This window comes from Pseudomonas juntendi (assembly GCF_021560075.1).
In the GTDB taxonomy this organism is placed as follows: domain Bacteria; phylum Pseudomonadota; class Gammaproteobacteria; order Pseudomonadales; family Pseudomonadaceae; genus Aquipseudomonas; species Aquipseudomonas juntendi.
On the sequence record NZ_CP091088.1, the window covers coordinates 3,073,373 to 3,099,887 of the forward strand.

General features: G+C 63.7%; 24 protein-coding genes. 11 read left to right on the plus strand and 13 right to left on the minus strand.

From position 1 onward, the window contains the following. Window positions 1-8: 8 nt before the first annotated feature. Window positions 9-1,142, minus strand: coding sequence for an aminotransferase class V-fold PLP-dependent enzyme (locus L1P09_RS14230; RefSeq protein ID WP_029885762.1), 1,134 nt, complete (start codon window positions 1,140-1,142; stop codon window positions 9-11). A gap of 154 nt (window positions 1,143-1,296) precedes the next feature. Between L1P09_RS14230 and L1P09_RS14235 the strand changes: the two genes are divergently transcribed. From L1P09_RS14235 to L1P09_RS14245, 3 genes are read left to right on the plus strand one after another with little or no spacing between them, the layout of a single operon-like run. After that, the gene (locus tag L1P09_RS14235) at window positions 1,297-1,644 is read left to right on the plus strand and encodes a metalloregulator ArsR/SmtB family transcription factor (protein WP_054903964.1); all 348 of its coding nucleotides are present in this window, start codon (window positions 1,297-1,299) and stop codon (window positions 1,642-1,644) included. A 21-nt stretch (window positions 1,645-1,665) separates the two neighbouring features. Beyond that, the gene (locus tag L1P09_RS14240) at window positions 1,666-2,949 is read left to right on the plus strand and encodes an arsenic transporter (protein ID WP_029885760.1); all 1,284 of its coding nucleotides are present in this window, start codon (window positions 1,666-1,668) and stop codon (window positions 2,947-2,949) included. A gap of 28 nt (window positions 2,950-2,977) precedes the next feature. Continuing rightward, entirely contained in the window at window positions 2,978-3,448 is a 471-nt protein-coding gene (locus tag L1P09_RS14245; protein WP_054903963.1) for an arsenate reductase ArsC, read from the plus strand. Window positions 3,449-3,500: 52 nt separating this feature from the next. Here the strand turns inward: L1P09_RS14245 and L1P09_RS14250 are convergent, their stop codons facing one another. Genes L1P09_RS14250 through L1P09_RS14260 form a run of 3 tightly spaced genes read right to left on the minus strand, consistent with a single transcriptional unit; the run spans window position 3,501 to window position 4,860 of the window. After that, the gene (locus tag L1P09_RS14250) at window positions 3,501-3,665 is read right to left on the minus strand and encodes a hypothetical protein (protein ID WP_425594994.1); all 165 of its coding nucleotides are present in this window, start codon (window positions 3,663-3,665) and stop codon (window positions 3,501-3,503) included. 6 nt (window positions 3,666-3,671) lie between these two features. Further along, window positions 3,672-4,346 (minus strand): FMN-dependent NADH-azoreductase, encoded by a 675-nt coding sequence (locus tag L1P09_RS14255; RefSeq protein ID WP_235767768.1) that lies wholly within the window; start codon window positions 4,344-4,346, stop codon window positions 3,672-3,674. A gap of 31 nt (window positions 4,347-4,377) precedes the next feature. Next, window positions 4,378-4,860, minus strand: a complete 483-nt coding sequence (locus L1P09_RS14260) for a GNAT family N-acetyltransferase (RefSeq protein ID WP_054903962.1) — start codon at window positions 4,858-4,860, stop codon at window positions 4,378-4,380. A 91-nt stretch (window positions 4,861-4,951) separates the two neighbouring features. Here L1P09_RS14260 and pdxR point away from each other — a divergent pair, with 91 nt between their 5' ends. After that, the gene (gene pdxR, locus L1P09_RS14265; RefSeq protein ID WP_235767769.1) at window positions 4,952-6,442 is read left to right on the plus strand and encodes a MocR-like pyridoxine biosynthesis transcription factor PdxR; all 1,491 of its coding nucleotides are present in this window, start codon (window positions 4,952-4,954) and stop codon (window positions 6,440-6,442) included. 55 nt (window positions 6,443-6,497) lie between these two features. Here pdxR and L1P09_RS14270 read toward each other — a convergent pair whose 3' ends face one another. The 4 genes from L1P09_RS14270 to L1P09_RS14285 all read right to left on the minus strand — a co-directional run bounded on the left by L1P09_RS14270 (window position 6,498) and on the right by L1P09_RS14285 (window position 10,480). After that, window positions 6,498-6,974 carry a nuclear transport factor 2 family protein gene (locus tag L1P09_RS14270; RefSeq protein WP_182388983.1) on the minus strand — a complete coding sequence of 159 codons (477 nt, stop codon included), beginning with the start codon at window positions 6,972-6,974 and terminating at the stop codon, window positions 6,498-6,500. A gap of 60 nt (window positions 6,975-7,034) precedes the next feature. Then, window positions 7,035-7,604, minus strand: a complete 570-nt coding sequence (locus tag L1P09_RS14275; protein ID WP_054903960.1) for a TetR/AcrR family transcriptional regulator — start codon at window positions 7,602-7,604, stop codon at window positions 7,035-7,037. A gap of 122 nt (window positions 7,605-7,726) precedes the next feature. Then, the gene (gene chrA, locus L1P09_RS14280; RefSeq protein ID WP_054903959.1) at window positions 7,727-8,938 is read right to left on the minus strand and encodes a chromate efflux transporter; all 1,212 of its coding nucleotides are present in this window, start codon (window positions 8,936-8,938) and stop codon (window positions 7,727-7,729) included. Window positions 8,939-9,097: 159 nt separating this feature from the next. Next, window positions 9,098-10,480 (minus strand): aminotransferase-like domain-containing protein, encoded by a 1,383-nt coding sequence (locus L1P09_RS14285; RefSeq protein ID WP_235767770.1) that lies wholly within the window; start codon window positions 10,478-10,480, stop codon window positions 9,098-9,100. A gap of 122 nt (window positions 10,481-10,602) precedes the next feature. On the opposite strand from L1P09_RS14285, the gene L1P09_RS14290 reads away from it, so the two are divergent. Beyond that, window positions 10,603-11,472, plus strand: coding sequence for a DMT family transporter (locus tag L1P09_RS14290; protein WP_054904037.1), 870 nt, complete (start codon window positions 10,603-10,605; stop codon window positions 11,470-11,472). Window positions 11,473-11,482: 10 nt separating this feature from the next. On the opposite strand, the gene L1P09_RS14295 is transcribed toward L1P09_RS14290, so the two are convergent. Further along, on the minus strand, window positions 11,483-12,376 hold the full coding sequence (locus L1P09_RS14295) for a LysR substrate-binding domain-containing protein (RefSeq protein WP_235767771.1): 894 nt from the start codon (window positions 12,374-12,376) through the stop codon (window positions 11,483-11,485). 129 nt (window positions 12,377-12,505) lie between these two features. Further along, a complete protein-coding gene (gene dapA, locus L1P09_RS14300; RefSeq protein WP_054903956.1) occupies window positions 12,506-13,372 on the minus strand; it encodes a 4-hydroxy-tetrahydrodipicolinate synthase in 867 nt (288 codons plus the stop codon). Between the two features lie 392 nt (window positions 13,373-13,764). Between dapA and L1P09_RS14305 the strand changes: the two genes are divergently transcribed. Next, window positions 13,765-15,615, plus strand: coding sequence for an ABC transporter ATP-binding protein (locus tag L1P09_RS14305; protein ID WP_054903955.1), 1,851 nt, complete (start codon window positions 13,765-13,767; stop codon window positions 15,613-15,615). Between the two features lie 24 nt (window positions 15,616-15,639). Here L1P09_RS14305 and L1P09_RS14310 read toward each other — a convergent pair whose 3' ends face one another. Then, window positions 15,640-16,404 carry an IclR family transcriptional regulator domain-containing protein gene (locus tag L1P09_RS14310; protein ID WP_054904036.1) on the minus strand — a complete coding sequence of 255 codons (765 nt, stop codon included), beginning with the start codon at window positions 16,402-16,404 and terminating at the stop codon, window positions 15,640-15,642. On the opposite strand from L1P09_RS14310, the gene L1P09_RS14315 reads away from it, so the two are divergent. Then, window positions 16,313-18,034: an FAD-dependent oxidoreductase gene (locus L1P09_RS14315; RefSeq protein WP_054904035.1), complete on the plus strand. Its 1,722-nt coding sequence runs from the start codon at window positions 16,313-16,315 to the stop codon at window positions 18,032-18,034. The genes L1P09_RS14310 and L1P09_RS14315 overlap by 92 nt on opposite strands. Before the next feature lie 8 nt (window positions 18,035-18,042). On the opposite strand, the gene L1P09_RS14320 is transcribed toward L1P09_RS14315, so the two are convergent. Beyond that, on the minus strand, window positions 18,043-20,229 hold the full coding sequence (locus tag L1P09_RS14320) for an OsmC domain/YcaO domain-containing protein (protein ID WP_054903954.1): 2,187 nt from the start codon (window positions 20,227-20,229) through the stop codon (window positions 18,043-18,045). A gap of 244 nt (window positions 20,230-20,473) precedes the next feature. Between L1P09_RS14320 and L1P09_RS14325 the strand changes: the two genes are divergently transcribed. Genes L1P09_RS14325 through L1P09_RS14340 form a run of 4 tightly spaced genes read left to right on the plus strand, consistent with a single transcriptional unit; the run spans window position 20,474 to window position 25,609 of the window. Beyond that, complete coding sequence (locus L1P09_RS14325; protein WP_009686563.1) at window positions 20,474-20,929, plus strand: (2Fe-2S)-binding protein; 456 nt, start codon at window positions 20,474-20,476, stop codon at window positions 20,927-20,929. Further along, window positions 20,929-23,178, plus strand: coding sequence for a xanthine dehydrogenase family protein molybdopterin-binding subunit (locus tag L1P09_RS14330; protein WP_054903953.1), 2,250 nt, complete (start codon window positions 20,929-20,931; stop codon window positions 23,176-23,178). Before L1P09_RS14325 ends, L1P09_RS14330 begins: the two co-directional genes overlap by 1 nt. Before the next feature lie 17 nt (window positions 23,179-23,195). Continuing rightward, entirely contained in the window at window positions 23,196-24,539 is a 1,344-nt protein-coding gene (locus L1P09_RS14335; RefSeq protein ID WP_235767772.1) for a c-type cytochrome, read from the plus strand. Between the two features lie 50 nt (window positions 24,540-24,589). Then, complete coding sequence (locus tag L1P09_RS14340) at window positions 24,590-25,609, plus strand: XdhC family protein (protein ID WP_235767773.1); 1,020 nt, start codon at window positions 24,590-24,592, stop codon at window positions 25,607-25,609. Window positions 25,610-25,630: 21 nt separating this feature from the next. On the opposite strand, the gene L1P09_RS14345 is transcribed toward L1P09_RS14340, so the two are convergent. After that, complete coding sequence (locus L1P09_RS14345; protein ID WP_054903951.1) at window positions 25,631-26,419, minus strand: substrate-binding periplasmic protein; 789 nt, start codon at window positions 26,417-26,419, stop codon at window positions 25,631-25,633. Window positions 26,420-26,515: the final 96 nt, after the last annotated feature.

Consider the following 26,515-nt stretch of genomic DNA (forward strand, 5'->3'; position numbering starts at 1 on the left):
GGGAAGCCTTATTCCGCCAGCACCTCCTCCAGCGCCTGCTCCAGCGTGCTGACGGTGCGCTCGATATGCTGCAGTTTTTCCAGCCCGAACAGGCCAATGCGGAAAGTCTGGAAATCTGCCGGCTCATCGCACTGCAGCGGCACCCCAGCGGCGATCTGCAGCCCGTGGTCGGCAAATTTGCTGCCGTTCTTGATGGCGGCATCATCGGTGTAGCTCACCACTACACCCGGGGCCTGGAAACCGCTGGCGGCCACGCTCTTGATGCCTTTGCCGGTCAACAGGGCGCGCACCCGCTTGCCGAGGGCCTGTTGCTCGGCCCGCAGTGCGTCGAAGCCGTAGGCGCGCATCTCGTTCATCACGCCGTTGAACCTTGCCAGTGCATCGCTAGGCATGGTCGCGTGGTAGGCATGCCCGCCCTGCTCATAAGCCTGCATGATCTGCAGCCACTTTTTCAGGTCGCAGGCAAAACTGCTGCTCTGTGTCTGCTCGATGCGTTGCAGGGCCAGGGCACTGAACATCACCAAGGCGCAGCATGGGGAAGCACTCCAGCCCTTCTGCGGGGCGCTGAGCAGCAGGTCGACGGCGCATGTGTGCATATCGACCCACACCGCGCCGGAGGCGATGCAGTCCAGCACGAACAAGCCGCCCACTGCATGCACGGCCTCACCCACCGCGCGCAGGTAGTCGTCGGGCAGCATGATCCCGGATGACGTTTCGACATGCGGGGCAAAGACCACCTGCGGTTTGTGTGCCGCAATCGCCGCCAGCACTTCATCCAGCGGCGGTGGCGCATAGGCTGCCTGGCGCCCGGTTTCCACCGGCCTGGCTTTCAGCACCGTGGTAGCCGCCGGAATGTTGCCCATCTCGAGAATCTGGCTCCAGCGATAACTGAACCAGCCGTTGCGGATCACCAGGCACTGCTGGCCAGTGGCGAACTGCCGCGCCACTGCTTCCATGCCAAACGTGCCACTGCCCGGCACCACGGCCACGCCCTGGGCGTTGTACACCTGTTTCAAGGTGCCGGAGATGTTCTTCATCACGCCCTGAAATGCCTGTGACATATGGTTGAGGGAGCGGTCGGTGTACACCACCGAGTACTCGATCAAACCCTCGGGGTCGACACTGGGATAAAGCTTTGACATGGGCTGGCTCCTTTGGCAGAGACGTCATTGCCCTCGACCCTGCCTCAAGCCCCGGCAAATGACAAGGCGCGGCCGCGGCGGCAGCTCACAAATCCGCTTGGACAATACATATGGAAATACGTATATTCGGATTTCCATATGTAAAGACCCTGCCATGATTACCCCACCTGAAGTGTTCAAATGCCTGGCCGACGAAACCCGTGCCCGCGCCACCCTGCTGATCGCCAGGCTGGGTGAACTTTGCGTCTGCGAGTTGATGTGCGCGCTGAACGACAGCCAGCCGAAGATAAGCCGCCACCTGGCCCAGCTACGCAGCAGTGGCCTGTTGCTGGACCGACGCCAGGGGCAATGGGTGTATTACCGCCTCAACCCGGACCTGCCCACTTGGGTCAATGCGGTTCTGCAGGCGACGCTACAGGCCAACGAGCAATGGTTGGCACACAACACCCAACGCCTGCAGAACATGGATGGCCGCCCTGTCCGGGGCTCTGCCTGCTGCTGATCAACAACGAGAAAGAACCCTATGCTGGTCGCCATTGCAGTCTTCGTTTTCACCCTTACCCTGGTCATCTGGCAGCCCAAAGGGCTTGGCGTTGGCTGGAGCGCCGCGCTCGGCGCGGTCATCGCCCTTGCCACAGGTGCCGTTTCGCTGCACGACATCCCGGCGGTCTGGGGCATCGTCTGGAACGCCACGTTCACGTTCATCGCCGTCATCATCATCAGCCTGCTGCTCGACGAAGCCGGGTTTTTCGAATGGGCAGCCCTGCATGTGGCGCGCTGGGCAAATGGCAGCGGCTACCGCCTGTTCGCCTTTTGCGTACTCCTCGGTGCTGCCGTGTCGGCATTGTTCGCCAACGACGGTGCGGCGCTGATCCTCACCCCCATCGTAATGTCGATGCTGCTGGCACTGCGTTTCTCGCCGGCTGCGACGCTGGCTTTCGTCATGGCCGCCGGCTTTATCGCCGATACCGCCAGCCTGCCGCTGGTTGTCTCCAACCTGGTGAACATCGTTTCGGCCGATTACTTCGGGTTGGGCTTCGCCGAGTACGCTTCGGTGATGGTGCCGGTGAACCTGGCCAGCGTCGCCGCGACGCTGGTGGTACTGTCGCTGTACTTTCGCCGTGACATACCGCAGCACTACACCGTTGCAGCCCTCAAAACGCCCGGCGAAGCGATCCACGACCGTGCCACCTTCACGGTCGGGGGTTGGGTGTTGCTGGCGTTGCTGGTGGGCCTGTTCGCACTTGAGCCACTGGGTATCCCGATCAGTGCAGTGGCAGCCGTGTGTGCCGCCCTACTGTTCGCGGTCGCCGCGCGCGGGCAGCGCATTGCGACCCGCCGCGTGCTGCGCGAGGCCCCCTGGCAGGTGGTGATTTTCTCGCTCGGCATGTACCTGGTGGTCTACGGGCTGAAAAATGCCGGCCTGACCGACATGCTCACCCAACTGCTCGACCGCCTGGCTCAACAAGGGCTGTGGAGTGCCACCCTGGGCACCGGGTTGATCGCAGCGTTGCTGTCTTCGGTCATGAACAACATGCCCAGCGTGCTGGTCGGCGCGTTGTCGATCCAGGCCAGCGAAGCGCAAGGCCTGGTGCGCGAGGCGATGATCTACGCCAATGTGATTGGCTGCGACCTGGGCCCGAAAATTACCCCTATCGGCAGCCTGGCAACACTGCTCTGGCTGCATGTGCTGGCGCGCAAAGGCGTGCGGATAACCTGGGGTTACTACTTCAAGGTCGGCATTTTGCTGACCCTGCCCGTGCTGTTGATCACCCTTTCGGCTTTGGCACTGCGCCTTAGCCTCTGATAGTCCGCCAGCAAGCGGAGGAGCCCCTATGCGAGTTCTGTTCATGTGCACGGCCAACAGCTGCCGCAGCATCCTTTCCGAGGCCGTGTTCAATCACCTGGCGCCTGACGGCTTTGAAGCCGTCAGTGCCGGCAGTTTTCCCAAGGGCCAGGTGTTGCCTCGCAGCCTGACCACCCTGCAGCAGGCCGGCATTTCGACCCAGGGCCTGAGCAGCAAGGGTAACGAGGCATTCGAGGGGTGCCCGCCCGACATCGTGGTCACCGTGTGCGACAAGGCCGCCGGCGAAGCCTGCCCGGTGTACTTCGGCACGGCACTGAAGGCGCACTGGGGCCTGGAGGACCCGTCCGATGTAGAGGGCGATGCAGCGACCGTCGACGCGGCTTTCCACGCCACGTTGGCGCGGATAACAGCCCGTTGCGAAGCATTCTTCGCCCTGCCCTTCGACACGCTGCAACGCGATCAGCTGCAGCAAGCGCTGGCTCGCATCGGTACGCTTTAAGCATCAGGGGCAGGAGGTCGCCGCTACAGGCCTGAACCCCTGCCACCAACCCTCACGCTTTTGCGGCCGGTCGCAAGCGGAAGCTGACACCCATGCGGTTGAACGCGTTTATCGCGGCAATGGCCGCGGTGAGCTCGACCAAATCTTTTTCTGTGAACGCGGCCGACGCGGCGGCGTAGGCATCGTCCGATACGTGCGTCTCACTGACCCGGGTCACTTCCTCTCATGCGTGTTGCCCCTGCGGTAGCGGCTTGGAAGACGCGGCGAAGAACCCTTGCACTTCAGCCTGTGCAGCAGCCCTGGCCGCTTGCAGAAACTCCGTCCCTCTGGCGGTGCCCTCGAGGGTGAAGTAATTGACCTGCTTTAGGCCAATCGTGGCAAGTACGGCGGACAGGTATGGCCGGAGAAAGTCGGGTTGGCGGGCATTCGGCCCGCTGATGTAGCCCCCGGAGGCTACAGCCACATAAACCGGCCGATCCACCACCGTGCCCACCTTGCCTGCCGCAGTGCTCAGGAACGTGATGCCGACCCGTACCACGTGATCGATCCAGGCCTTGAGCGGTGCTGGCACACTGTAGTTATGCATTGGCGTGGCAATCAGCAGCAGGTCGCAGGCCTGCAACTGGCCAATCAGTTCGTCGGAACGGTTCAATGTGCCGTCTTGCGCTACGGCTTCAGGCCCTCCTGGGTTGGCCAGGGCCTGGGCATACCCGGCGTCGACGGGCGCCAGGTCATTGAGGTCGAAATCGGTGACCTGGATACCGCGTCTGCCAGCCTGCACGGCCAAGCCGAGCAGAATGTGCTGGGACAGTTTGAAGCTTTCTGATGCCTGACCGTTCGGGCTGGCGATCAGGCGAAGAATGCGCAAAGGCGCCCTGGGCTGCTCTGACGACGTCATGAAGTTACCTCGTTGAGAGACGTGCTGCCGCTCAAGGCGCAGCGAACTGTTTTTGGAAGCGCGTGGCACTGTTGTGCAGGCCTTGACGGGAATAGAAGTGTTGGGCGCGGGTATTGGCCAACCCGGTATCGAGCACGAGGCGCGCACACCCCGTGGCCTGGGCCAACCGCTGCAAGGCAGCCAGCAATCGTGCGCCCCACTGCTGGCCACGCTGCGTTTCGGCGGTGACCAGGTCGTCCACATACAGGAACCGCCCGTAGACCAGGTTTTCCTGAAGGCGGTAACCTGCCAGCGCCACGAGTTGGCCTGAGTCGAAGCCCCCGAGCAGCCGATAGCCTTCAGCGCGCATACGCTGGACGCGGCCGATGAAGTCGGCCTCGCCAGCCAGGTGCGGGCGCAGTTGCTGCATGACCGGGAACGCGAGATGCAGGTCATTCTCGCCGTCCAGATAGCGCAGGTCCGAATCAGCCAGGTCAGGCTCACGCGGTACTGAGGGGGCCGGGGTGAACGTCATGGTGGCAAAGCTCGCTCGATGGGTGACGGGGCTATGATGAACCACGTTCAACCCATTTGAATGAGCCAAGAAAGGGTATATGAACTAGGCCATGATGACGTTTTCTTCTCCATCCTTCGCACCGCTCGATGAGCGCTCCGCCGCGCCGCTCTACCGGCAACTCTACAACCGTGTGCTCGCCGCGATAGCAGCAGGCACCTTGGCGCCGGGTGACCGCTTGCCGTCTGCGCGGGCCATGGCCAAGGAGCTGGGGGTGGCACGTGGCACCGTCGAGCTTGCCTATTCGTTGCTCACCAGTGAGGGCTACCTGCTGGGCCTGAAGCAGAAAGGCACCGTGGTCAACCCTGAGCTGCGCCCGCCCGCAGCCGCGGCGACAGCGCAGCCCCCGGCCAGTGATGGTCCCGAGGACCCGGACGCCCTGCGGCGCCCGCCACAGCTTTTTCCATTTCAAATGGGTTTGCCGGCGATGGATGCCTTCCCGCGCAAGATCTGGGCGCGCCTGGGTGCTCGCTACCTGCGCGGGATGCAGCCGGGTGACCTGGACTACCCGCCGCCCCTTGGGCTGCCAGCACTGCGCAGCGCGATTGCCTCGTACCTGCAGATGTCACGGGGCATCGCTTGCACGGCCCAGCAGGTGTTCATCACCAGCGGTTGGCGCAACAGCCTGTCGCTGGTAGCGCAGACGTTGTTGCGCAACGGCGAGCGTGCCTGGGTTGAAGACCCGGGTTATCCCGTCACGCGCCAGGTACTGCACCAATTCGGGCTTGAACTGGAGGGGGTGGCAGTGGATGCCGAGGGCATGAATGTCGAGCAGGCTATCGCCAACGCCAGGGCAGCGCAGGTCGCCATGGTCACACCGGGCCATCAGAGCCCCCTGTCCATGGCCTTGTCGCTGCCGCGACGGCAACTGCTGCTGGACTGGGCCGCCAGCACCGGGGCCTGGATCGTGGAGGACGACTACGACAGCGAGTACCGCTATGTCAGCCGCCCGCTCCCGCCGCTTGCCAGCCTGGATCGCAATGGGCGGGTGCTGTATGCGGGCACCTTCAGCAAAGTGCTGTTCCCCGGTATCCGCCTGGCCTACCTGGTGGTGCCCCTGGCTCAGGTTGCAGCGTTCGAGCGGGTCGCCCACGCACTGTTTTCCGGCGGTTCACCCTCGATGACCCAGGCCCTGGTGGCGCAGTTCATTGCCGAGGGCCATTTCACCCGTCATATCCAACGTATGCGCCGGCTCTACAACGAACGCCGGGCCTTGACCGTCGGCGCACTGGAGCGGAGCTTGCCCAAAGGTTGGCATGTCGAGCGGTCTCCAGGCGGCATGCATTTGCTGCTGCGCCTGCCGCAGGGGGTAAGTGACACCCTCCTGGCGGAGCAATTGCTCGCCAAGGGGATCGCGGTACAGGCCCTGTCGCGCTGGCATCTGGCGCTTCCCCGCCGTTCAGGGCTGCTGCTGAGCTTCACCAATTGCGCCAGCGCTGCCCAGGCTGAGCAGCTCGGCGCATTGATCAGCGAGAAGCTAAGCCACTCGCCGCGGCCCCTCGCACCGGCTGCAAATCTTCTGGCAAATAACCGTGAGCCCTGATGCGTTCTGTGGGCAGGGCTAGCTCGCTAACGAAGACGCTCAGGCGGAAGATCACTTACAGCCCGAGCTCGCTCAGCCCAGGGTGGTCATCCGGGCGGCGGCCCAATGGCCAGTGGAACTTGCGCTCGCTTTCCTTGATAGGCATATCGTTAACGCAGGCGAAGCGACGGTGCATCAGGCCATCCGCTTCGAATTCCCAGTTCTCGTTACCATAGGAGCGGAACCAGTTACCGGAATCATCATGCCACTCGTAGGCGTAACGCACGGCGATGCGGTTATCGGTAAACGCCCAGAGCTCTTTGATCAGGCGGTAATCCAGCTCTTTTTTCCACTTGCGGGTCAGGAAACCTTTCGCTTCTTCGCGGTTGGTGGCGAACTCAACGCGGTTACGCCATTGGGTATCCAGCGTATAGGCGTGCGAGACTTTTTCCGCGTCGCGGCTGTTCCAGCCATCTTCAGCGAGTCGAACTTTCTCGATGGCTGTTTCACGGGTAAAAGGTGGAAGTGGCGGGCGAGCTTGGGCATTGGACATGATCATGTCTCCAGTCGAGTTGGGCAGCAAAGTGTGATTACAACTTCAGGCATTCAAACGTCAGGGCGCAAACTCTTTCAGCAAAAGTTGCGCAACTTCCATGGCATCATCAGCAGCGTGATAATCCCCCATGACACGCGCCGTGGTGATCGCGCCCTCGATCAGGACAAACAACTGCCGGGCCAAGACCAACGGTTGCCGAACATTCAATTGCTCAGCCAGTTCAAGCGTGTAGTCCAGGAGTTTCTGCTTGTGCAACTTAGCGATCTGGCGGATGGGGTCTTCAGGGTCCCCGACCTCGCCTGCCGTGTTGATGAATGCACAACCGCGAAAACCATCCGACTCGAACCAGCCTTTCAACACAGTGAACATGTTCAGTATGCGAGCGTATGGCGTGGCTGCTTTATCGCATTCAGTCCTGAACCACTGCATCCAGCGTACGTCGCGGGCACCCAAGGCCGCAGCGGCAATATCATCTTTGGTGGCGAAGTGGTTGTAGATGCCCTTTCTCGACACGCCCGAAGTTTTCACCAGTAAATCCATGCCCGTTGCATGAATCCCGTTTTCGTAGATGAGTTTCTCGGCGGTCGCCAAGATCTGGTCTCTGTGATCTATCGTTGGTCTGCTCATGGGGCCAATGTAGAACGATCGTTCTCTACGGTCAAGCACCTTTCGGTGATTTATGTTTTCAGGCCAGCGGGGCAGTGACGCAACGCTCCGGGCAATCCCCCCGCGATTGCAGACATCAGCAATCAGCCTGTCAGGGCGATATCCAACAGCCAGCCCAGGCCACCGCTGCCGAGTACAACCAGCCACGGCGGCAATTTCCAGAACATCAAGGCAACCAGCGCCACAAGGGCCAGGCCAACGTCATGTGGGGCGCGAATCGCGCTCGTCCATACGGGCTGATACAAGGCGGCAAGCAATAGCCCTACCACTGCCGCATTGATGCCCAGCAGTGCCGCTTGGGTGCCGCTGTTGCGCAACAGCCGCTGCCAGAACGGCAAGACACCCACAACGAGCAGGAACGCAGGCGCGAAAATCGCCACCAGGCAGCTCAGGCCCCCCACCCAGCCGCTGGGCGCCTGGTTCATCGAGGCGCCAAGGTAGGCTGCGAAGGTGAAAAGCGGCCCTGGGACGGCTTGAGCCACGCCATAGCCAGCCAGGAATGCGTCTTTGTCGACCCACCCAGATGGCACGACTTGCGCCTCCAATAGCGGTAGCACCACATGCCCGCCACCGAAGACCAGCGAGCCCGAACGGTAGAAAGCGTCCAGCATCGACAGCATCTGACCGGGGAACAACGTTGCCAGGAGCGGCAGGCCCAGCAGCAAGGTCAAGAACAAGGCGAGCCAGCATAAGCCTGCGCGACGGCGAATGCTGATGGGCAGTGAATCATGGCATGCCCCTGGCTGGGGCTTGAACAGCAATAGACCGATGAGTGCGGCAACGCCAATGACGCCCACTTGCCCTAAAGCGGACGGCAGCAGCAGCACGAAACAAGTGGCTGCCGCCATGATGGCCATACGCGGTGCATCGGTGCACGCATTACGCGCCATACCCCATACCGCCTGTGCGACTACCGCCACCGCCACCACCTTCAAACCGTGCAACACGCCAGTGGGCACCGCATCGCCATAGCTGGCCAGGCCCTGAGCGAAGAGGATCAAGGCAATCGCCGACGGTAGGGTGAAGCCCATCCAGGCAACCAGTGCACCGCCATAGCCCAAGCGGCTCAGCCCAAGCGCGATGCCGACCTGACTGCTTGCAGGCCCGGGCAGAAACTGGCAAAGGGCGACCAAATCCGCATAACTGCGCTCGCTTAGCCATTGTCGACGCACAACGAATTCATCCCGGAAATAAGCCAAGTGTGCGACGGGGCCGCCAAACGAAGTCAGGCCCAATCGCAAAAAAATCAGGAAAACAGCCCAGTGGCTACGGTCGGCCTGAAGGGTATCGCTCATATTCGTTTGATCCATGACTGGCGATTGCGCCAAACGATAATCCAAAATCCGAACGCCACAGCATGAACCTGGCATTGCGACCTGATGAAGCAGGTGCCATTGAACCTTACGGGTCACCGCCCGGCCGGGCAACGGGGATGGCGCCGGGCCCTAGACCTCTCAACCGCGCAACGCCCGCGCCAACACGTCCCAGATTCTGTCATCTGCACATTGGGCCACGTTGAAACGCAGGAAATCACCGGCAGTACCGGCTTGGCTGAATGCATTGCCAGGGGCCAGCACCACGCCTTCGCTCAAGCAGGCCTTGGCCAGCGTGGCGGCATCTTTACCGTGGGGCAACTGGCACCACACGTACATGCCTGCCTGGGGCGTTATCCAAGGCTCGATGCTCAGGGCGCGCAGCCTGGCGACCGTTGTGGTCATTGCCTGGGCCAGGCGTTGGCGAACACCCTCCATGTGTTTGCGGTAGCCACTGTCGGTAATGGCCTGGTAAATGATGTCTGCACCGAGGCGGCCACCGCCGAAGGTGGTGGCAATCTTCAGATCGACCAGGCTCTCGATCCATTCACCACGCGCAGCAATGTAGCCGCAGCGAATGGAGGCGGAGATGGTCTTGGAAAAGCTGCCGATCTGGATGACCCGCGAAAGCCCGTCGAAGGCCGCCAGGCGAGGCGCCGGTGTGGCCTCGAAATCCGCGAAAATCTCGTCTTCCACGATCACCAGGCTGGAGCTGTCGGCCAACTTCAGCAGCCGGTGTGCCGTGACCGGCGACAGGCTGGCGCCGGTCGGGTTGTGAATCCCGGCATTGGTTATGTACAACCGTGGCGCATGCTCACGCAAGGCAGCACCGAACGCCTCGATGTCCGGGCCTGCCGGCGTGTAGGGCACACTGACGATGTTCACCCTGTGTGCCTTGAGCAGGGCGTGGAAATTGAAATAGCACGGGTCGTCGACCAGCACCGTGTCACCCGGCTGCAGCAGAAAGCGGCAAATCAGGTCAATGGCATGGGTGCCGGACTCGGTGAGCATGATGTGGTCTGCCGGGGCTTCGATCCCGGTCCCCGCCAAACGCCGCGACAAGAACTGCCTGAGCGGCGGATGCCCAAGCGGTGAGGCGTAGTCGGTCAGCTTCACGGTGTCGGAACGCGCCAGGGTGCGCAACGCTTTGCGCATGCCCGCCTCGTACATCCAGGCGGCAGGCAGCCAGCCACACCCCGGTTTCATCGCGTCGCTGGCAGTTTCCAAGGACTGGCGCGAGATCCACAACGGGTCCACTTCCCGGTCGAGCCTGGGCGCCAGTTCGGTCAGCACCAATGGCGCGACCGGCCCGGCGACGTAAAAGCCAGAGCCCGGGCGGGAATTGAGCAGCCCCTCGGCCATCAAGCGTTCATAGGCTTCCAGCACGGTAGACACCGACACCTGCAGGGCCCGCGCCATGGCCCGCACCGAGGGTATTCTGGCACCAGGGGTATAGGTTCGCGAGGCTATCCGCGATTTGATTTCGCCCATCACCGCATCAATCCGCGTTCCGTTCCGGCTCATCACACCCTCGACTGTACTGGTTTCATAGGCATAACAGTTCGGTTCAACTGTACTGGATTGTACATGGCCTTCCTCGTGTTGTCGGTGCTGTACTGGGGCCTGAATGAACGAAGGGTATGGCCATGGAAAAAACAACAAGCGGGTGGATCAACGGGTTTATCGGCGTCGCCATCTTTGCTGGCTCGTTACCGGCAACGCGGGTGGCTGTGGCAGCTTTCGAGCCCACCTTCCTGACCTGCGCCAGGGCGTCCATCGCCGGCCTGCTGGGTGCGCTCGTACTGATCTTGCTGAGGCAGCCTCGCCCGCAACGTGCTGACTTGCTGCCGTTGGCCGTGACCGCACTGGGCGTGGTGATCGGGTTTCCGCTACTCACGGCATTGGCCCTGCAGCACATCAGTTCTGCCCACTCCATCGTGTTCGTGGGGCTTTTACCCCTGTGCACCGCCGGGTTTGCCGTACTGCGTGGCGGGGAGCGGCCGCGGCCGTTGTTCTGGCTGTTCTCGTTTGCAGGTGCCGGGCTGGTCGCAGGCTACGCATTGCTCAATGGCGCCGAAGCGTCGGCAAGCGGTGACCTGCTGATGTTGGCGGCGGTGCTGGTTTGCGGGTTGGGTTACGCCGAGGGCGCGCGCCTTTCCAGAAGGCTGGGGGGCTGGCAGGTGATCAGCTGGGCCTTGATCGTGGCGCTGCCGCTGATGCTGCTGCTGACCATCGCCAACCTGCCGACCGCGGATGTGTTGGCCAGGGCAGGCGCCCCTGCATGGTTCAGCTTTGGCTACGTGTCCCTGTTCAGCATGCTGATCGGCTTCGTGTTCTGGTACCGGGGGCTGGTGCAGGGTGGCATTGCGGCCGTGGGCCAACTGCAACTGCTGCAACCCTTCATGGGGCTTGGCCTGGCAGCCTTGTTGCTGCACGAACACGTCAGCTGGATGATGCTGGTGGTCACGCTGGGGGCGGTGATGTGTGTGGCCGGGGCAAGGAAGTACGCACACTAGCCGAACCGGCTCAGCGAGGGCCGGCCTGGTCCTTGAGCCATTGCAGCACGGTACCAAGCGCCTTGGGTTGCTGCAGCTTGCGTGGCCATACCAGGTAGAACGACTTGTCGAGCCGCAATTCATGGTCGAACACCTGCCTCAACCTGCCAGCGGCGATGTCCTCGTTGACGAAGGCCAGGCTGGCCAAGGCAATGCCCTGCCCGCTGAGGGCGGCGTCGATAGCCAGCGAGGTCTGGTTGAAGCGCAGATTCCGGGCGCTGGGTTGACCGTGCTGGGGGAACAACTCGGCCAGGAACCTGGGCCAGAAATCGTGGGCGTCGTGCAGCATGACGAACGCTTGCAATTGCGCGAAGCTAGTGGGCGCGTGGGCCCCCTTGAACAGGGCCGGGCTGGCTACCGCGACAATCCGCTGCTCCATCAACCGTTCACTGTTCAGCCCCGCGCCGACGTCCGGGTTGCCATAGCGCACGGCAACATCCACGCTGTCAGTGCCGAAGTGCGACAACCGATCGGTCGCCAACACCCGCAAATCGATGTCTGGGTGGAGCTGGGCAAACGCGCCGAGCCGGGGTATCAGCCATTTCGAGGCAAAGGTCGGGGTCACGCTGACCGTCAGGTGGGCAGCCTGTGGCCGGAGCAGGCGCGTCGCCTCATCGATCATGGCCAGGGCGTTGCGGATGCTGGCGCTGCAGCCCAGGCCCGCATCGGTCAGCGCCAGGCCGCGGGGCAGGCGCTCGAACAGGCGCAGGCCAAGGCTCGCCTCCAGCCCGCGTACCTGTTGCGCAACAGCGGCCTGGGTCACGCCCAGCTCCTCGGCCGCCAGCCGAAAGTTCAGGTGGCGGGCGACCACTTCAAAAACACGTAGCGCGTTAAGCGAGGGCAACGCTGGGAAACCGTCTGGCATGGCTGTGGCAAGGCTACCGGGTCGAGGGGGCGTGATGCCTTCTGACACAGCTCCAGGTCGAAAACCTGGACGCGGTGAAGGCGGATGGGGCCGATGCTACTCCCCGTGCCCCCGTGAAGATACCCTGGCTCAGGCGCCGAATGCGGCCAGCACCTCTTGCAGCTTGCCCCGGGTCGCCGCCGTGCACGCCTGCATAGGGGCGCGCACCTCATCGCCAATCAGGTTCTGCAGCATCAATGCCGCCTTGACCACAGCCGGGTTGGGCTCGGCAAAGGCCATTTTCAGCCATGGCAGCAGTTGGTAGAAAGTACCGCGTGCCGCCGCCCAGTCACCTGCGTCCACCTGGCGCAGCATGCGCACGTAAAGGTCCGCCCGCACATGCGCCGAAGCCGAAATGGCCCCCGCGCCCCCCAGGCACAGGTTGTTGAAGATCTGCAGGTCTTCACCGGCCAGCACCTGGGCGTTACCGTCCTGGATCAGCGCCAGGGTGGTTTCCAGGTCGCCACTGCAGTCCTTGACCGCAGCAATGCGCGGGTGGCGCACGATACGCAGCAGGGTTTCCTGCTCGATGCGTACGCCGGTACGGTAAGGTATGTCGTAGACGATCACCGGCACGCGGGCGGCATCGGCGACGGTGCGGAAGAAGGCTTCGATACCCGCTTGCGAAGGGCGGATATAGCACGGTGCGGGAACCAGCAGCCCGCCCAGCGGCCGCTGCTGGACCTGCGCCTGGAAGGCCAGCAGTTCATCCAGGTTGTAACCCGACAACCCCATCACCACCCTGCCCGGCTCCACCCAGCCCAGCACGGCATCCAGCACCGCCAGTTGCTCGGCCTTGGACAGCGCCGCAGCCTCACCCGTAGTACCGCACACCACAAAACCGGCCACGCCCTCTTCGAGCAAATGCTTCACCAGCTTTTCCAGCCCGGCGAAGTCGATTTCATTCGCGCGCATGGGCGTGACGAGGGCGATCCAGATACCACGGAAATTCGACATGCAAAAACTCCTGATGTTGACCGAAAGTCAGCGTCAGCAGGGCGAAGAGTGGAGGGAGTCGGGGCGGGGTTGCCTTGCGCCTTCTGTCTCGTCAGCCCACCTGACGAGACAGCGCGCCTCGGTCAGATGAGCGGCTGTTTCTTGGATTTCTTGGCAACGGCAACGCACGCACCAGCCTGGGCATTGAAGCCCGAAGCGAAGATGGCGTGGTTGGTCATGGACATGCTGGCAAGCCCGTTGCGTGGAGATGGCTGGATAATGGTAGGGGAAGCAGACACCTGTCAAGCCCGCCGGCTTGATCGAATGTGCGCCGCAGGTGTCTATTGGCAGGCGGATTGCGCCCAGTGCTGTATGGTTATCGGTTACGCCAAAGCAGATGCCCGGAGACAAGCATGCTTCGTATTTTTGAGCGCAGGCTCGACCCCTTCCCGCCCGACGAGGTGCCGCCGCCGCCCATGGGGCTGTTGCGCTTCATGTGGGCCTGTACGCGCGGCGCCCGTGGTTACATCCTGGTGCTGGCATTGCTCAGTGCCGGGGTATCGGTCTATGAGGCCTGGCTGTTCGCCTTCCTTGGCCAGGTAGTGGACCTGCTGGCCGCCTGGCAGGCGGGCAGCACCGTCAGCCCCGAGGAAAGCCGCGTGCTGTGGGGCATCGGTATCGTGCTGGTGGTCAGCGTCGGGCTTGTGGCCTTGCGCACCATGGTGCAGCACCAGGTGCTGGCAATCAATTTGCCGCTACGGTTGCGCTGGGACTTCCATCGGCTGATGCTGCGCCAGAGCTTGTCGTTCTTCTCCGACGAATTTTCTGGCCGGGTCACCACCAAGGTGATGCAGACAGCACTGGCAGTACGCGACGTGTTGTTCACCCTTATCGAGATCCTGCCCGGGATCGGCGTGTACTTCATCGCGATCATCGCCCTGGCCGGTGGTTTTGCCCTGAAACTGATGCTGCCCTTCATTGCCTGGGTGCTGTTGTTCGGCCTGGCCATGCTCTATTTCGTCCCCCGCCTGGGCAAGGTCGGGCAGGAACAGGCCAACGCCCGCTCGTCGATGACCGGGCGGGTTTCCGACGCCTACACCAACATCACCACGGTGAAACTGTTCTCACATTCAAACCGTGAAGCGCATTTCGCGCGTGCCGCCATGGAGGATTTCAAGCAGACCGGCTTTCGCCAGATGCGCCTGGTCAGCCTGTTCGAAATCGTCAACCAGGCGCTGGTCGTGGCCTTGATCATGGGCGCCGGCGGTTATGCACTGTGGCTGTGGCACCAGGGCCAGGTCGGCGCCGGTGCGGTAGCCGCGATCACTGCCATGGCCCTGCGGATCAACGGCATGTCGCACTGGATCATGTGGGAGATCACTTCGCTGTTCGAGAACATCGGTACCGTACAGGACGGCATGGGCACCCTGACCCGCGGCCCCAAGGTGCAGGATGCAGCGGATGCGACCACGCTGGTGAGCAAAGGTGGCGCGGTCAGTTTTGACCAGGTCAGTTTCAACTACAACGGCGAGCGCCAGGTGCTCAACGACTTGACCCTGCACATACGCCCCGGCGAGAAAGTCGGCCTGGTGGGGCGCTCGGGTGCCGGTAAGTCCACCTTGATCAACCTGTTGCTGCGCTTCTATGACGTGGACCAAGGTGAAATCCGCATCGACGGGCAGAACATTGCCAAGGTCACCCAGGACAGCCTGCGCAGTGCGATCGGCATGGTCACCCAGGACACCTCACTGCTGCACCGCTCGATTCGCGACAACATTGCCTATGGCCGCCCGGATGCGACCGACGCGCAGATCCGCGCCGCCGCCGCCAATGCCCAGGCCGATGGGTTCATCGACCAGCTCAGCGACCGCCAGGGCAACAGTGGTTACGACACGTTGGTGGGCGAGCGCGGCATCAAGCTGTCTGGGGGGCAGCGCCAGCGCATTGCCATTGCCCGGGTGATGTTGAAGAACGCGCCGATCCTGCTGCTGGACGAAGCCACCAGTGCGCTGGACTCGGAAGTGGAAGTGGCGATTCAGGAGAGCCTGGATGAAATGATGCAGGGCAAGACGGTCATCGCCATTGCCCACCGCTTGTCGACGATCGCGGCCATGGACCGGCTGATCGTGATGGATGAGGGCCGCATCATCGAGCAAGGCACCCATGCCGAACTGCTGGCCAAGCAAGGGACCTACGCCCGGCTGTGGCAGCACCAGAGTGGCGGCTTCCTGGGCGAAGACCAAGTTATGGCCGACGCCCTGTAGACCCGGCGGCCTGCGGTGCTGGGCTCAACCCAGCACCGGCCGCAACAATGCCTGGGCCTCGTACAGTGCCGGTAGATAGCGCAAGCGGATTTCATCCATGCTCAAGCGTGAGGCATGGGTGGTAATGGTCAGGGTCGCCTGCAACTGGCCGGCGCGGTCCAGCAACGGCACACCCAGCACGCGCATGCCGATTTCATATTCCTGGTCGACGATGCAGAACCCTTGCGCCTTCACCCGCTGCAACTCGGCCTGCAGCAGCACAGGGTCAGTCTGCGTATACGGCGTCAACGCCTGCAGCGCGTTACGCGCAAAGTATTCGGCCTGCGCGCCCTCCCCCAGCCAGGCCAGCCACACCCGCCCCCCGGCCGTGCAATACATCGGCACCCGCGAACCTGGCTGGATCGATAACGACGCCACATGGCTGTAGCGGCTGCGCACCAGGTGAATGATTTCGTCCCCATCGCGGGTGCCTACCGACACATGCTCCTGGGTATGCCGCGCCACCTGCTCGATGATCGGCCGCAGCATGCGCGGCAATTGCGCCGAGTCCACATAGGCCTGCCCAAGGCGCAAGGCCTTGGGCGTAAGCCAGTACTCACGGCTGTCGGTCTGGGCGAAACCCTCATGCACCAAGGTCAGCAGAAAACGCCGCGCAGCGCTGGGGGTGAGACCTGACAGGCGGGCGGCTTGCGGCACACTGAGGCGCGGCTGCTCGGCACTGAACACCTGCATCAGGGCAGGCCTGGCGGCCGCCGTGACTGCGGCACACCATGGCCAGCAGGTAATCATCGCCGAAAAGGCCACCCACCTGGGTGGCACCAGCGCCTGGTCGGGCGGCTGGCTGTGGATACCCCGCAACCCGCTGGCCGTTGCCGAGGGCATCGTCGAGACGGGCGACGCCCCGGAGCGCTACCTGCGCGCGCAAACCCATGTCAGTGAACTGGATGCACGCCAACGGGCGTTTCTGCACCACGGCCCGGAAATGGTGGCGTTTTTCCAGCGGCACACTGCCGTGCAGTTTCAAAGCGGCAGCCGCATGCCCGACATGCACGCAGGTGACGGCAGTGCGCACGGCGGCCGCTCGCTGTGCGCACTGCCCTACGACGGGCGCCGGCTGGGGCCTTGGCTGCGCAAGCTGCGCCCGCCGCTGGACATTCTCAGCCTGGCCGGCATGGGCATTGCCGGGGGCGCCGACATGGCCGCCTTCTTCAACGCCACCCGCTCGCCCAAGGCGGCCATGCATGTCGGCAGGCGGCTGCTGCGCCATGGCCGCGATCTGCTGCTGCACCGTCGCGGCCAGCAGCTGGTCAATGGCAACGCGCTGGTGGCACGCCTGCTGCGCAGTGCGCTCGATCTGGGCGTGACCGTGCTGACCGGCAAGGCGGCCACGCGCCTGCTGGGCTCAGGCCGGGTCGGCGGCGCACAGTTTGCCGACGGCGAGGTGATTCATGCGCGCCGTGGCGTGGTGCTGGCTTGCGGGGGCTTCCCGCATGATCGTCAGCGTATTGCGCAACTGGTGCCGCATGCGCCGCAAGGTCACCAGCATTATTCTGCCGCGCCCCGGGAAAACACCGGGGACGGCCTGCGCCTGGGCGAACAGGCCGGTGGCCAGGTACATAGCTGCGGTGCCCATGCCGGGGCTTGGGCACCCGTGTCGCAGGTGCCACGCCGCGATGGCAGTCATGGCCACTTTCCACACCTGGTCGACCGCGCCAAACCCGGTTTCATTGCGGTACGCAGCGATGGCCGGCGCTTCGCCAACGAGGCCGACTGCTACCACGACTTCATGAATGCATTGTTCGCCGCCACGCCGCAGGGCGAGCCGGCGCAGGCCTGGCTGATCTGCGACCATGCCGCGCAACGGCGCTATGGCATTGGCTGGGCCAAACCCTTTCCGTTCTCCACCCGCATCTACCAACGCTGTGGCTACTTGCACAAGGGCGACAGCCTGGCCCAACTGGCGCAGCGCTGTGGCATCGATGCGGCGCAGTTGCAGTGCACGGTGGCGGCGTTCAACCAGCATGCGGCCCAAGGCCTGGACCCCGTTTACGGCCGAGGCGCGTCAGCCTATAACCGCGCCCAAGGGGAACCGTTGCACGGGCCCAACCCCTCGCTACGGCCCCTGCTGAACGGGCCGTTCTACGCGGTCAAGCTGTTGCCCGGCAGCCTTGGAACGTTTGCCGGCCTGGCAACAGACGCGGCGGCCCGGGTGCTGAACGAGCAGGCGCAGCCTATTCCCGGGCTGTATGCGGTGGGCAACGATATGCACAGCGTGATGGGCGGGCACTACCCGAGCGGCGGTATTACCCTGGGGCCGGGCATGACCTTTGGCTATATCGCTGGCAAGGCGTTGAGCAGTTCCGGGGCGGGTTTGCCCGACATGCTGCATGCCTTGCCAGCGCCATTCAGCGCTGTCTAAAGCCGCTATCAGGCGAAGCGGGCCCGCGCCGCATGCAGCTTCTTGTAGCTCTCGATCAACCGCAGGTGCCGGTCGAGGCCTTCGAGCTTCATGCTGGTCGGGGTCAGGCCATGGAAGCGGACGCTGCCGTCAACCGAGCCCAGCACCGCGTCCATGCGCGCATTGCCGAACATGCGGCGGAAGTTGGCCTCGTAGTCGCCCAGCTCCAGTTCGTCATCCAGTTGCACCTCCAGCACCACATTCAGCGCCTGGTAGAACAGGCCGCGTTCGACGGTGTTGTCGTTGAACTGCAAGAACGCCTCGACCAGTTCCTTGGCCTCCTCGAAACGTTGCACGGCCAGGCAGATCAGCAGCTTGAGTTCAAGAATGGTCAGCTGGCCCCAGGCGGTGTTTTCGTCGAACTCCACACCGATCAGCGTGGTGATGGTGGTGTAGTCATCGACATCGCAGTTGTCCAGGCGCTTGAGCAGCAGTTTCAGCGAGCGGCTGTCGAGGCTGTGCAGGTTGAGGATGTCGGCACGGAACGCCAGGGCGCGGTTGGTGTTGTCCCAGATCAGGTCTTCGACCGGGTAGATCTCGGAATAACCCGGCACCAGGATACGGCAGGCTGTGGCGCCCAGGTTGTCGTACACCGCCATGTACACTTCCTTGCCCATGTCTTCCAGAATGCCGAACAGCGTGGCCGCCTCCTGCTGGTTGGAGTCTGCGCCGTGGCCAGAGAAGTCCCACTCGACGAACTCGAAGTCGGCCTTGGCGCTGAAGAAACGCCACGACACCACCCCGCTGGAATCGATGAAGTGTTCGACGAAGTTGTTCGGTTCGGTCAGCGCATGGCTTTCGAAGGTCGGTTGCGGCAGGTCGTTCAGGCCCTCGAAGCTGCGCCCCTGCAGCAGTTCGGTAAGGCTGCGTTCCAGCGCCACTTCCAGGCTTGGGTGGGCACCGAACGAGGCGAAAACGCCACCGGTGCGCGGGTTCATCAGGGTCACGCACATGACCGGGAACTCACCCCCCAGCGAGGCATCCTTGACCAGTACCGGGAAGCCCTGCGCTTCCAGACCCTGGATACCCGCAAGGATGGCCGGATACTTGGCCAGGACTTCGTGCGGCACATCCGGCAGGCACAATTCGCCTTCGAGGATTTCACGCTTCACCGCCCGCTCGAAGATTTCCGACAGGCACTGCACCTGCGCCTCGGCCAGGGTGTTGCCAGCGCTCATGCCGTTGCTGAGGAACAGGTTTTCGATCAGGTTGGACGGGAAGTACACCACTTGCTGGTCAGACTGGCGCACGAACGGCAGCGAGCAGATCCCGCGCGCCGTGTTGCCCGAGTTGGTGTCGTACAGGTGAGAGCCGCGCAGTTCGCCATCGGGGTTGTAGATTTCCAGGCAATGCGCATCGAGAATCTCGGCCGGCAGCGCGTCGCGCGGGCCGGGTTTGAACCACTGCTCGTCGGGGTAATGCACGAACGCGGCATTGGCCAGGTCTTCGCCCCAGAACTGGTCGTTGTAGAAGAAGTTGCAGTTCAGCCGTTCGATGAACTCGCCCAGCGCCGAGGCCAGTGCGGCCTCCTTGGTAGCGCCCTTGCCGTTGGTGAAGCACATGGGCGACTGCGCGTCGCGAACGTGCAGCGACCACACATTGGGGACGATATTGCGCCATGAGGCGATCTCGATCTTCATCCCCAGCCCGGCGAGAATGCCCGACATGTTGGCGATGGTCTGCTCCAGCGGCAGGTCCTTGCCGGGGATGCAGGTGCTGGTATCGGACACCGGCATCAGCAGGCCCTGCGCATCGGCGTCGAGGTTGTCGACCACCTCGATGACGAACTCCGGGCCGGTCTGCACCACTTTCTTCACCGTGCAGCGGTCGATGGAACGCAGGATACCCTGGCGGTCCTTTTCGGAAATGTCCTCGGGCAGTTCCACCTGGATCTTGAAGATCTGGTTGTAGCGGTTTTCCGGGTCGACAATGTTGTTCTGCGACAGGCGGATGTTTTCTGTCGGTATGTCGCGGGTCTGGCAGTAAAGCTTGACGAAGTAAGCCGCACACAAGGCCGAAGACGCCAGGAAGTAGTCGAACGGGCCCGGGGCCGAACCATCGCCTTTGTAGCGGATCGGCTGGTCGGCGATCACCGTGAAGTCGTCGAACTTCGCTTCGAGGCGCAGATTGTCGAGAAAGTTAACCTTGATTTCCATGCGGGATTACCGTGATTTAAGCGTGCAAGACGAAATTGGCCGGCATTATCCGGGTTTTTACCGCGCACGTCCTGCCTGGCTGCCCAGTTGCGCATTCCAACGGATTACTTGCCTGATTCTCTGAACCTGCCACCCGGTTCAAACCGGTGGCCGCTGGCCTGTGCTAGCGTTTCCCCACCGGGGAACAATGTATTCCCCACCCGACATGACCCCGCGACAACAACCGATGACTGGCAGGTGAACCATGGAACTACGCATCAACCAGAAGACCTACCAGGTCGAGGCGGACGCCGACACGCCCCTCTTGTGGGTGATCCGCGATGACCTGGGGCTGACCGGCACCAAGTATGGCTGCGGCCTGGCCCAGTGCGGCGCGTGTTCGGTACTGGTCGACGGCAACGTGGTCCGTGCCTGCGTCACCCCGGTGGCCGGCGTGGTCGGCCGCGAGGTCACCACCATCGAAGCGATCGAAGCCGACCCGGTCGGCCAACGGGTGGTCACGGCGTGGGTCGACCACCAGGTGGCTCAGTGCGGCTACTGCCAGTCCGGCCAGGTGATGGCGGCCACCGCGCTGCTCAAGCACACGCCCAAACCCAGCGCCGAGCAGATCGACGCAGCCATGGTCAACCTGTGTCGCTGCGGCACCTACAACGCCATCCATGCCGCCATGCACGACTTGGCCCAAGGGGAGCAGGCCTGATGAACACACCCGTCGATACCCCTGCCGAACTGCTCGCCCTGCAGCACGGCGAAACGGTCAACCTGTCACGCCGTCGCTTCCTCGCCGGCACTGCCGTGGGCGCACTGGTGCTGGGCTTCGGCCTGCCGGTGGGCGTGCCGCGGGTGCAAGCCGCCGCCGTGGCCACAGCAGAACGCGGCACCCAAGTGCCGGCGTTTCTAGAAATTCGCCCAGACGGTACGGTGCGCCTGCTCAGCCCGTTCATTGAAGGCGGCCAGGGCCCGTTCACCGCCATGGCCCAGATCGTCGGTGAAGAGCTGGACGTGGACCCCGCGCACTTCGTGGTCGAAAGCGCGCCACCCGGCGAAGCCTATGTGGTGATGGAAAACGGCATGCGGATTACCGGCGGCAGCATGTCGGTACGCATGAGCTACCCCACCATGCGCCGCCTGGGCGCCCTCGCCCGGGCCATGTTGCTGCAGGCTGGCGCCGAAAAACTGGGGGTGCCGGTGGCCGAACTGTCGAGCACCCCGGGTAACGTGGTACATACCATGAGCGGCCGCTCGGTGCCTTACGGCGAACTGGCCGGGCGGGCCATGGACCTGCCGGTACCCGATCCGGCCAGCGTCAAGCTGCGCGACCCTGGCCAGTTCCGCTGGATCGGCAAGCCGGTTCGGCGCCTGGATGCCTACGACAAATCCACCGGCAAAGCCCAATACTGCATCGACATCAAGGTGGACGGCATGCTCCACGCCGCCGTACAGCATGCGCCGCGCCTGGGCATGACCGTTGGCAGCCTGCGTAACGAAGGCCAGGTCAAGGCCATGAACGGCGTGCACTCGGTGCATCAGTTGCCAGGGGCGGTAGCGGTGGTCGCTGAACGCTGGTGGCACGCCAAGCGCGCCGTCGAAGCCCTTCAAGTCGATTGGCAAGAACCAGCCGCCGACAGCACCCTGCGGGCGATGCCGGCTGATTTTTCCAGCGACGGCTGGCGCGAGCACCTGGCCACGGTCGATGGCCCGGCGCGCGATGAAGAAAACGAAGGCGATGTAGCGGGTGCCTTGGCCAATGCCAAGACCCGGGTCGAGGCCAGCTACCACAACCAGTACCTGAACCATGCCCAGCTGGAGCCACCGTCGGCCCTTGCCCGCTTCAATGCCGATGGCACGCTGGATGTCTGGCTGCCCAACCAGGCCCCGGACATGTTCCGCGACGACATCGCCCAACGCACCGGCCTGCAAACCAGCCAGATCAACCTGCACTCGCCACTGTTGGGCGGCTTCTTCGGCCGCCACTTCCTGTACGAATCGGCCAACCCCTACCCGCAGGCCATTGCCCTGGCCAAGGCGGTGGGCCGGCCGGTCAAACTGATCTGGAGCCGCGAAGAAGAGTTTCTGCGTGATGTACTGCGCCCGGTCGCCGTGGTGAAGTTCCGCGCTGGGCTCGATGCCGACGGCCTGCCGGTGGCCATCGAAGCGGTCAGCGCCACCGAAGGCCCGACCGAGGCCCTGGCGGGCAAGCAGGGCGACAAGGTCGACCCCACCGCGCTTGAGGGGCTGTCGGGCAAGGCCTATGCCATCGCCAACAAACGCATTGCCCAGGTCTATGTCAAAGGTCCGGCCATGCTCGGCTACTGGCGCTCGGTGGGCAACTCGCTGAACGATTTCTTCTATGAGTCGTTTCTAGACGAACTGGCCGACAAAGGTGGCAAGGACCCGTTCGAACTGCGCCTGCACCTGCTGCGCGACAACCCCCGGCTGACCACCCTGCTGAACGCGGTCGCCGACTTGTCCGGGGGCTGGAAGCGCGGGCCGTTCACCGCCGAAGATGGCAGCAAGCGGGCCCGTGGCGTGGCCATGGCCTCGCCCTTCGGCTCGCACGCAGCCGTCATCGCCGAAGTGTCGATGGAGAACGGCCAGGTCAAGGTGCACGATATCTGGCAGGCCATCGACCCCGGCAGTATCGTCAACCCGGCCATCATCGAGCACCAGGTCAATGGGGCGGTGGCGTTGGGCCTGTCGCAGACGCTGGTGGAAGAAGCGGTGTACGTGGATGGCAAGCCGCGCGCGCGCAATTACGACCTCTACCCGATCCTGCCGCCTTCGCGCATGGCACGGGTACATGTGCGCATTGTCGAAAGCGGGGCGAAAATGGGCGGCATTGGCGAACCGCCACTGCCCGCAGTCGCGCCGGCAGTGGCCAACGCGGTGGCGCAACTGACCGGCCAGCGCGTACGCAGCCTGCCAATGAGCCGCCACACCTTCAGCTGACGCACGAGGATTGCCCCATGACCCATCGCTTCGCAAGAACCGCTGGTTGGCTGGCGCTGCCGTGCCTGATCGCGGCGGGCCTGCTGGCCTGGTATGTCACCCGCGAGCCCGCTTCGCCGTTCACCGACGCGCAGGCGGATACCGCCGCCGCAGCGCTGGTCAGCCGTGGCGAATACGTGGCCCGGCTCAGCGACTGCGTCGCCTGCCACAGCCTGCCAGAGGGCCAACCGTTCGCCGGCGGGCTACAAATGGCCACCCCGCTGGGGGCCATTCATGCCACCAACATCACCCCCGATCGCGACACTGGCATCGGCGCCTACAGCCTGGCGGACTTCGACCGCGCCGTGCGCCACGGCGTGGCGCCCGGTGGCCGGCGCCTGTACCCGGCCATGCCCTACCCCTCGTACGCCAAACTCAGCGACGACGATGTAAAGGCGCTGTATGCGTTCTTCATGCACGGCGTGCAGCCGGCCAAGCAAGCCAACCTGCCCAGCGATATCCCGTGGCCGCTGAACCTGCGCTGGCCCATTGCGCTGTGGAACGGCCTGTTCGCCCCGACTGCGCCGTACACCGCCCAGGCGGGGCAGGACGCGCAGTGGAACCGTGGTGCCTACATCGTCCAGGGCCCTGGCCACTGCGGCAGTTGCCACACGCCGCGTGGCCTGGCGTTCAACGAAAAGGCCCTGGACGACAGCGGCACAGCGTACCTGGCCGGGGCATTGCTCGATGGCTGGTATGCACCGAGCCTGCGTGCGGACCACAACACCGGGTTGGGGCGCTGGAGCGAAGCGGAAATCGCCCAGTTCCTCAAGACCGGCCGCAACCGCCATGCCGTGGTATTCGGTTCGATGACCGAGGCATTCAACAACTCCACCCAGTTCATGACTGACGACGACCTGGCCGCCATCGCCCATTACCTGAATTCGCTGCCCGGTGACCCTCAGCGCGATGGCGCGCCCTGGCAGTACCAGGCGGTGTCGGCTGCCGAGCGGCTGTACGCCCCCGGGGCGCACACCTACGTGACCCGCTGCGCGTCGTGCCATGGCCTGGACGGCAAGGGCCAGGCGCCATCGATGCCACCACTGGCCGGGGCTACATCGGCTTTGGCCAAAGAAGACGCGTCGGCGATCAATATCACCTTGAACGGTTCACAGCGGGTAGTGTCTGCTGGAGTGCCTGATGCTTACCGTATGCCGGCCTTTCGCGAGCAACTGGGGGACAAGGAGATCGCCGAAGTGCTGACGTTCGTGCGCTCGGCCTGGGGCAACCAGGGCGGCGCGGTGGACGCGCAGGCGGTAAGCAAGTTGCGCGGGCACACCGACCCGGCCAGCAGTAGCCCCATCATCTTGCATATGCGCTGAAGGGGGCATGCCTGAGCCAACCTTCTCGACAGCGTTGTAACGGAGTTTCCATGGAAAGCATCGACCTGCTGGTGCTGCGCACCACCCGCGACTGGCTTGCCGGCGGCCACCGCGCCCTGCTTGCCACGGTCGCCCGTACGTGGGGCTCTTCACCGCGCCCGGTCGGCTCGATGATGGCGCTGCGCAGCGATGGCCGGGTGGTTGGCAGCGTATCCGGTGGCTGTATCGAGGACGACCTGATCCACCGCTACACCAGCGCCTATGGCGGCCCCGGCATGCCCAGCGGCCAGCCGCAGGTGGTGCGCTACGGCGTCAGCGCCGACGAAGCCCACCGTTTCGGCCTGCCCTGCGGCGGCACCCTTGAACTGGTGCTGGAGTTCGCGCCCGCGTTGTCGCACCTGGAACAACTGCTGGCCAGCCTGGACAGCGGCAACCTGATGTGTCGCGAACTCGACTTGCACACGGGTGCTGCCAGCCTGGTTGCCACCGCTACCCCACAACTGTTCAGGTTTGATGGCCAGCGCCTGTGCACCACCCTTGGGCCTGGTTACCGCCTGCTCCTGATCGGTGCTGGCGCCCTGGCCGAGTACCTCGCAACCATGGCCCTGTTCAACGGCTTCAGTGTCTCGTTGTGCGACCCGCGCCCGGAATACACGGCAGGCTGGAGCATCCCCGGCGTTACCCTGCTGCCAGGCATGCCAGACGATGTGGTCCGTGCCTTCAAGGCGGATGTGCGCAGCGCCATCGTTGCCGTCAGCCATGACCCCAAGCTGGACGACCTGGCCTTGCTCGAAGCCTTGCACAGCCCGGCCTTCTACATTGGCGCCATCGGCTCGCGGCGCAACAGCCAACTGCGCCGTGAGCGGCTGATCGAGCATTTCGGCGAAAGCGAAGCGTCGCTGCAGCGTTTGCATGGACCGATAGGCATCTATATCGGCAGCAAGACCCCGGCGGAAATCGCCGTCAGCGTGATGGCCGAGCTGCTGGCGGCAAAAAATGATGTGCATTTGCCTGGCGCGGTCAACGTCAGCAACGCCAAGGAAGCCGAGCAGCTGGCCCACGCGCTGTAGCAACGGCCGGCGCACGACCTGTCATTGCCATTGCTCCATGTTCTGCTTCAACAACTGCTGCGGCAGGGCTCCGCCCACGATCCTGGCCATCTCCCGGGCCAGTGCTGCGCGCAGCTGTGGTTGGTTGCAGGGTGAATTATGCGAAATGGCCAGGTACAACCCTTCACTGGAGACCGGTGGCTGCAGTACCTGCACGGCACCGCCAATACCCAGTGTGCGCGCCAGGGCCATGCCTGGGTACTGTTCGTAAACCACGTAGGCACTGCGCTTGTGCACCAGTTTTTCGAACGCCTGGCGAGCAGTGGGTACCGCTTCGAGCGTGAGATGAGCCTGCGCGTACTCGTCGAACTGCTGGCCATGGCTGTTGTTCACCAACGTACCGCCCTTGCGGCCCTTCAGGTCCGCCCATTGCCGGTAGGCAAAGGCGTCACCCTGGCGCACCCAGACCACGCTGGGGGTGGCCAGGAACGGTGGCTCGATGAAGTCCATGTGCTGTTGCCGCGCCTCGGTGCGAAAGTACCCGGCCAGAAGGTCGATCCGACCAGTGCGCACTTCTTCCTGCGCGCGTGACCACGGCCCCGCGTAAACCACGTCGATCTCCAGCCCGAGCTGCTTGCCCAGGTGCTTGAGCAAATCGGCATTGGCACCCATCAACTGCTGCGGGTTGCGCGGATCGCGCCACAGGTAAGGCGGGTATTCCGGGTTACCGGTGGCGGTCAGCCGCCGGCATGTGTCATCGGCTACCGCCGCCAGGGGCAGCAGCATCAGGCACAACAAGGGCAAGGCGTGGCGCAGGCAACGCTTGATCATCAACGACCCTCGGCAGTTGTAACTTCGCCGCCCCGCTGGGTGACCAATGGCTTGAGCAATGCTGGTCGGCTGCATCAGGTGTGGGGCTGCATACAG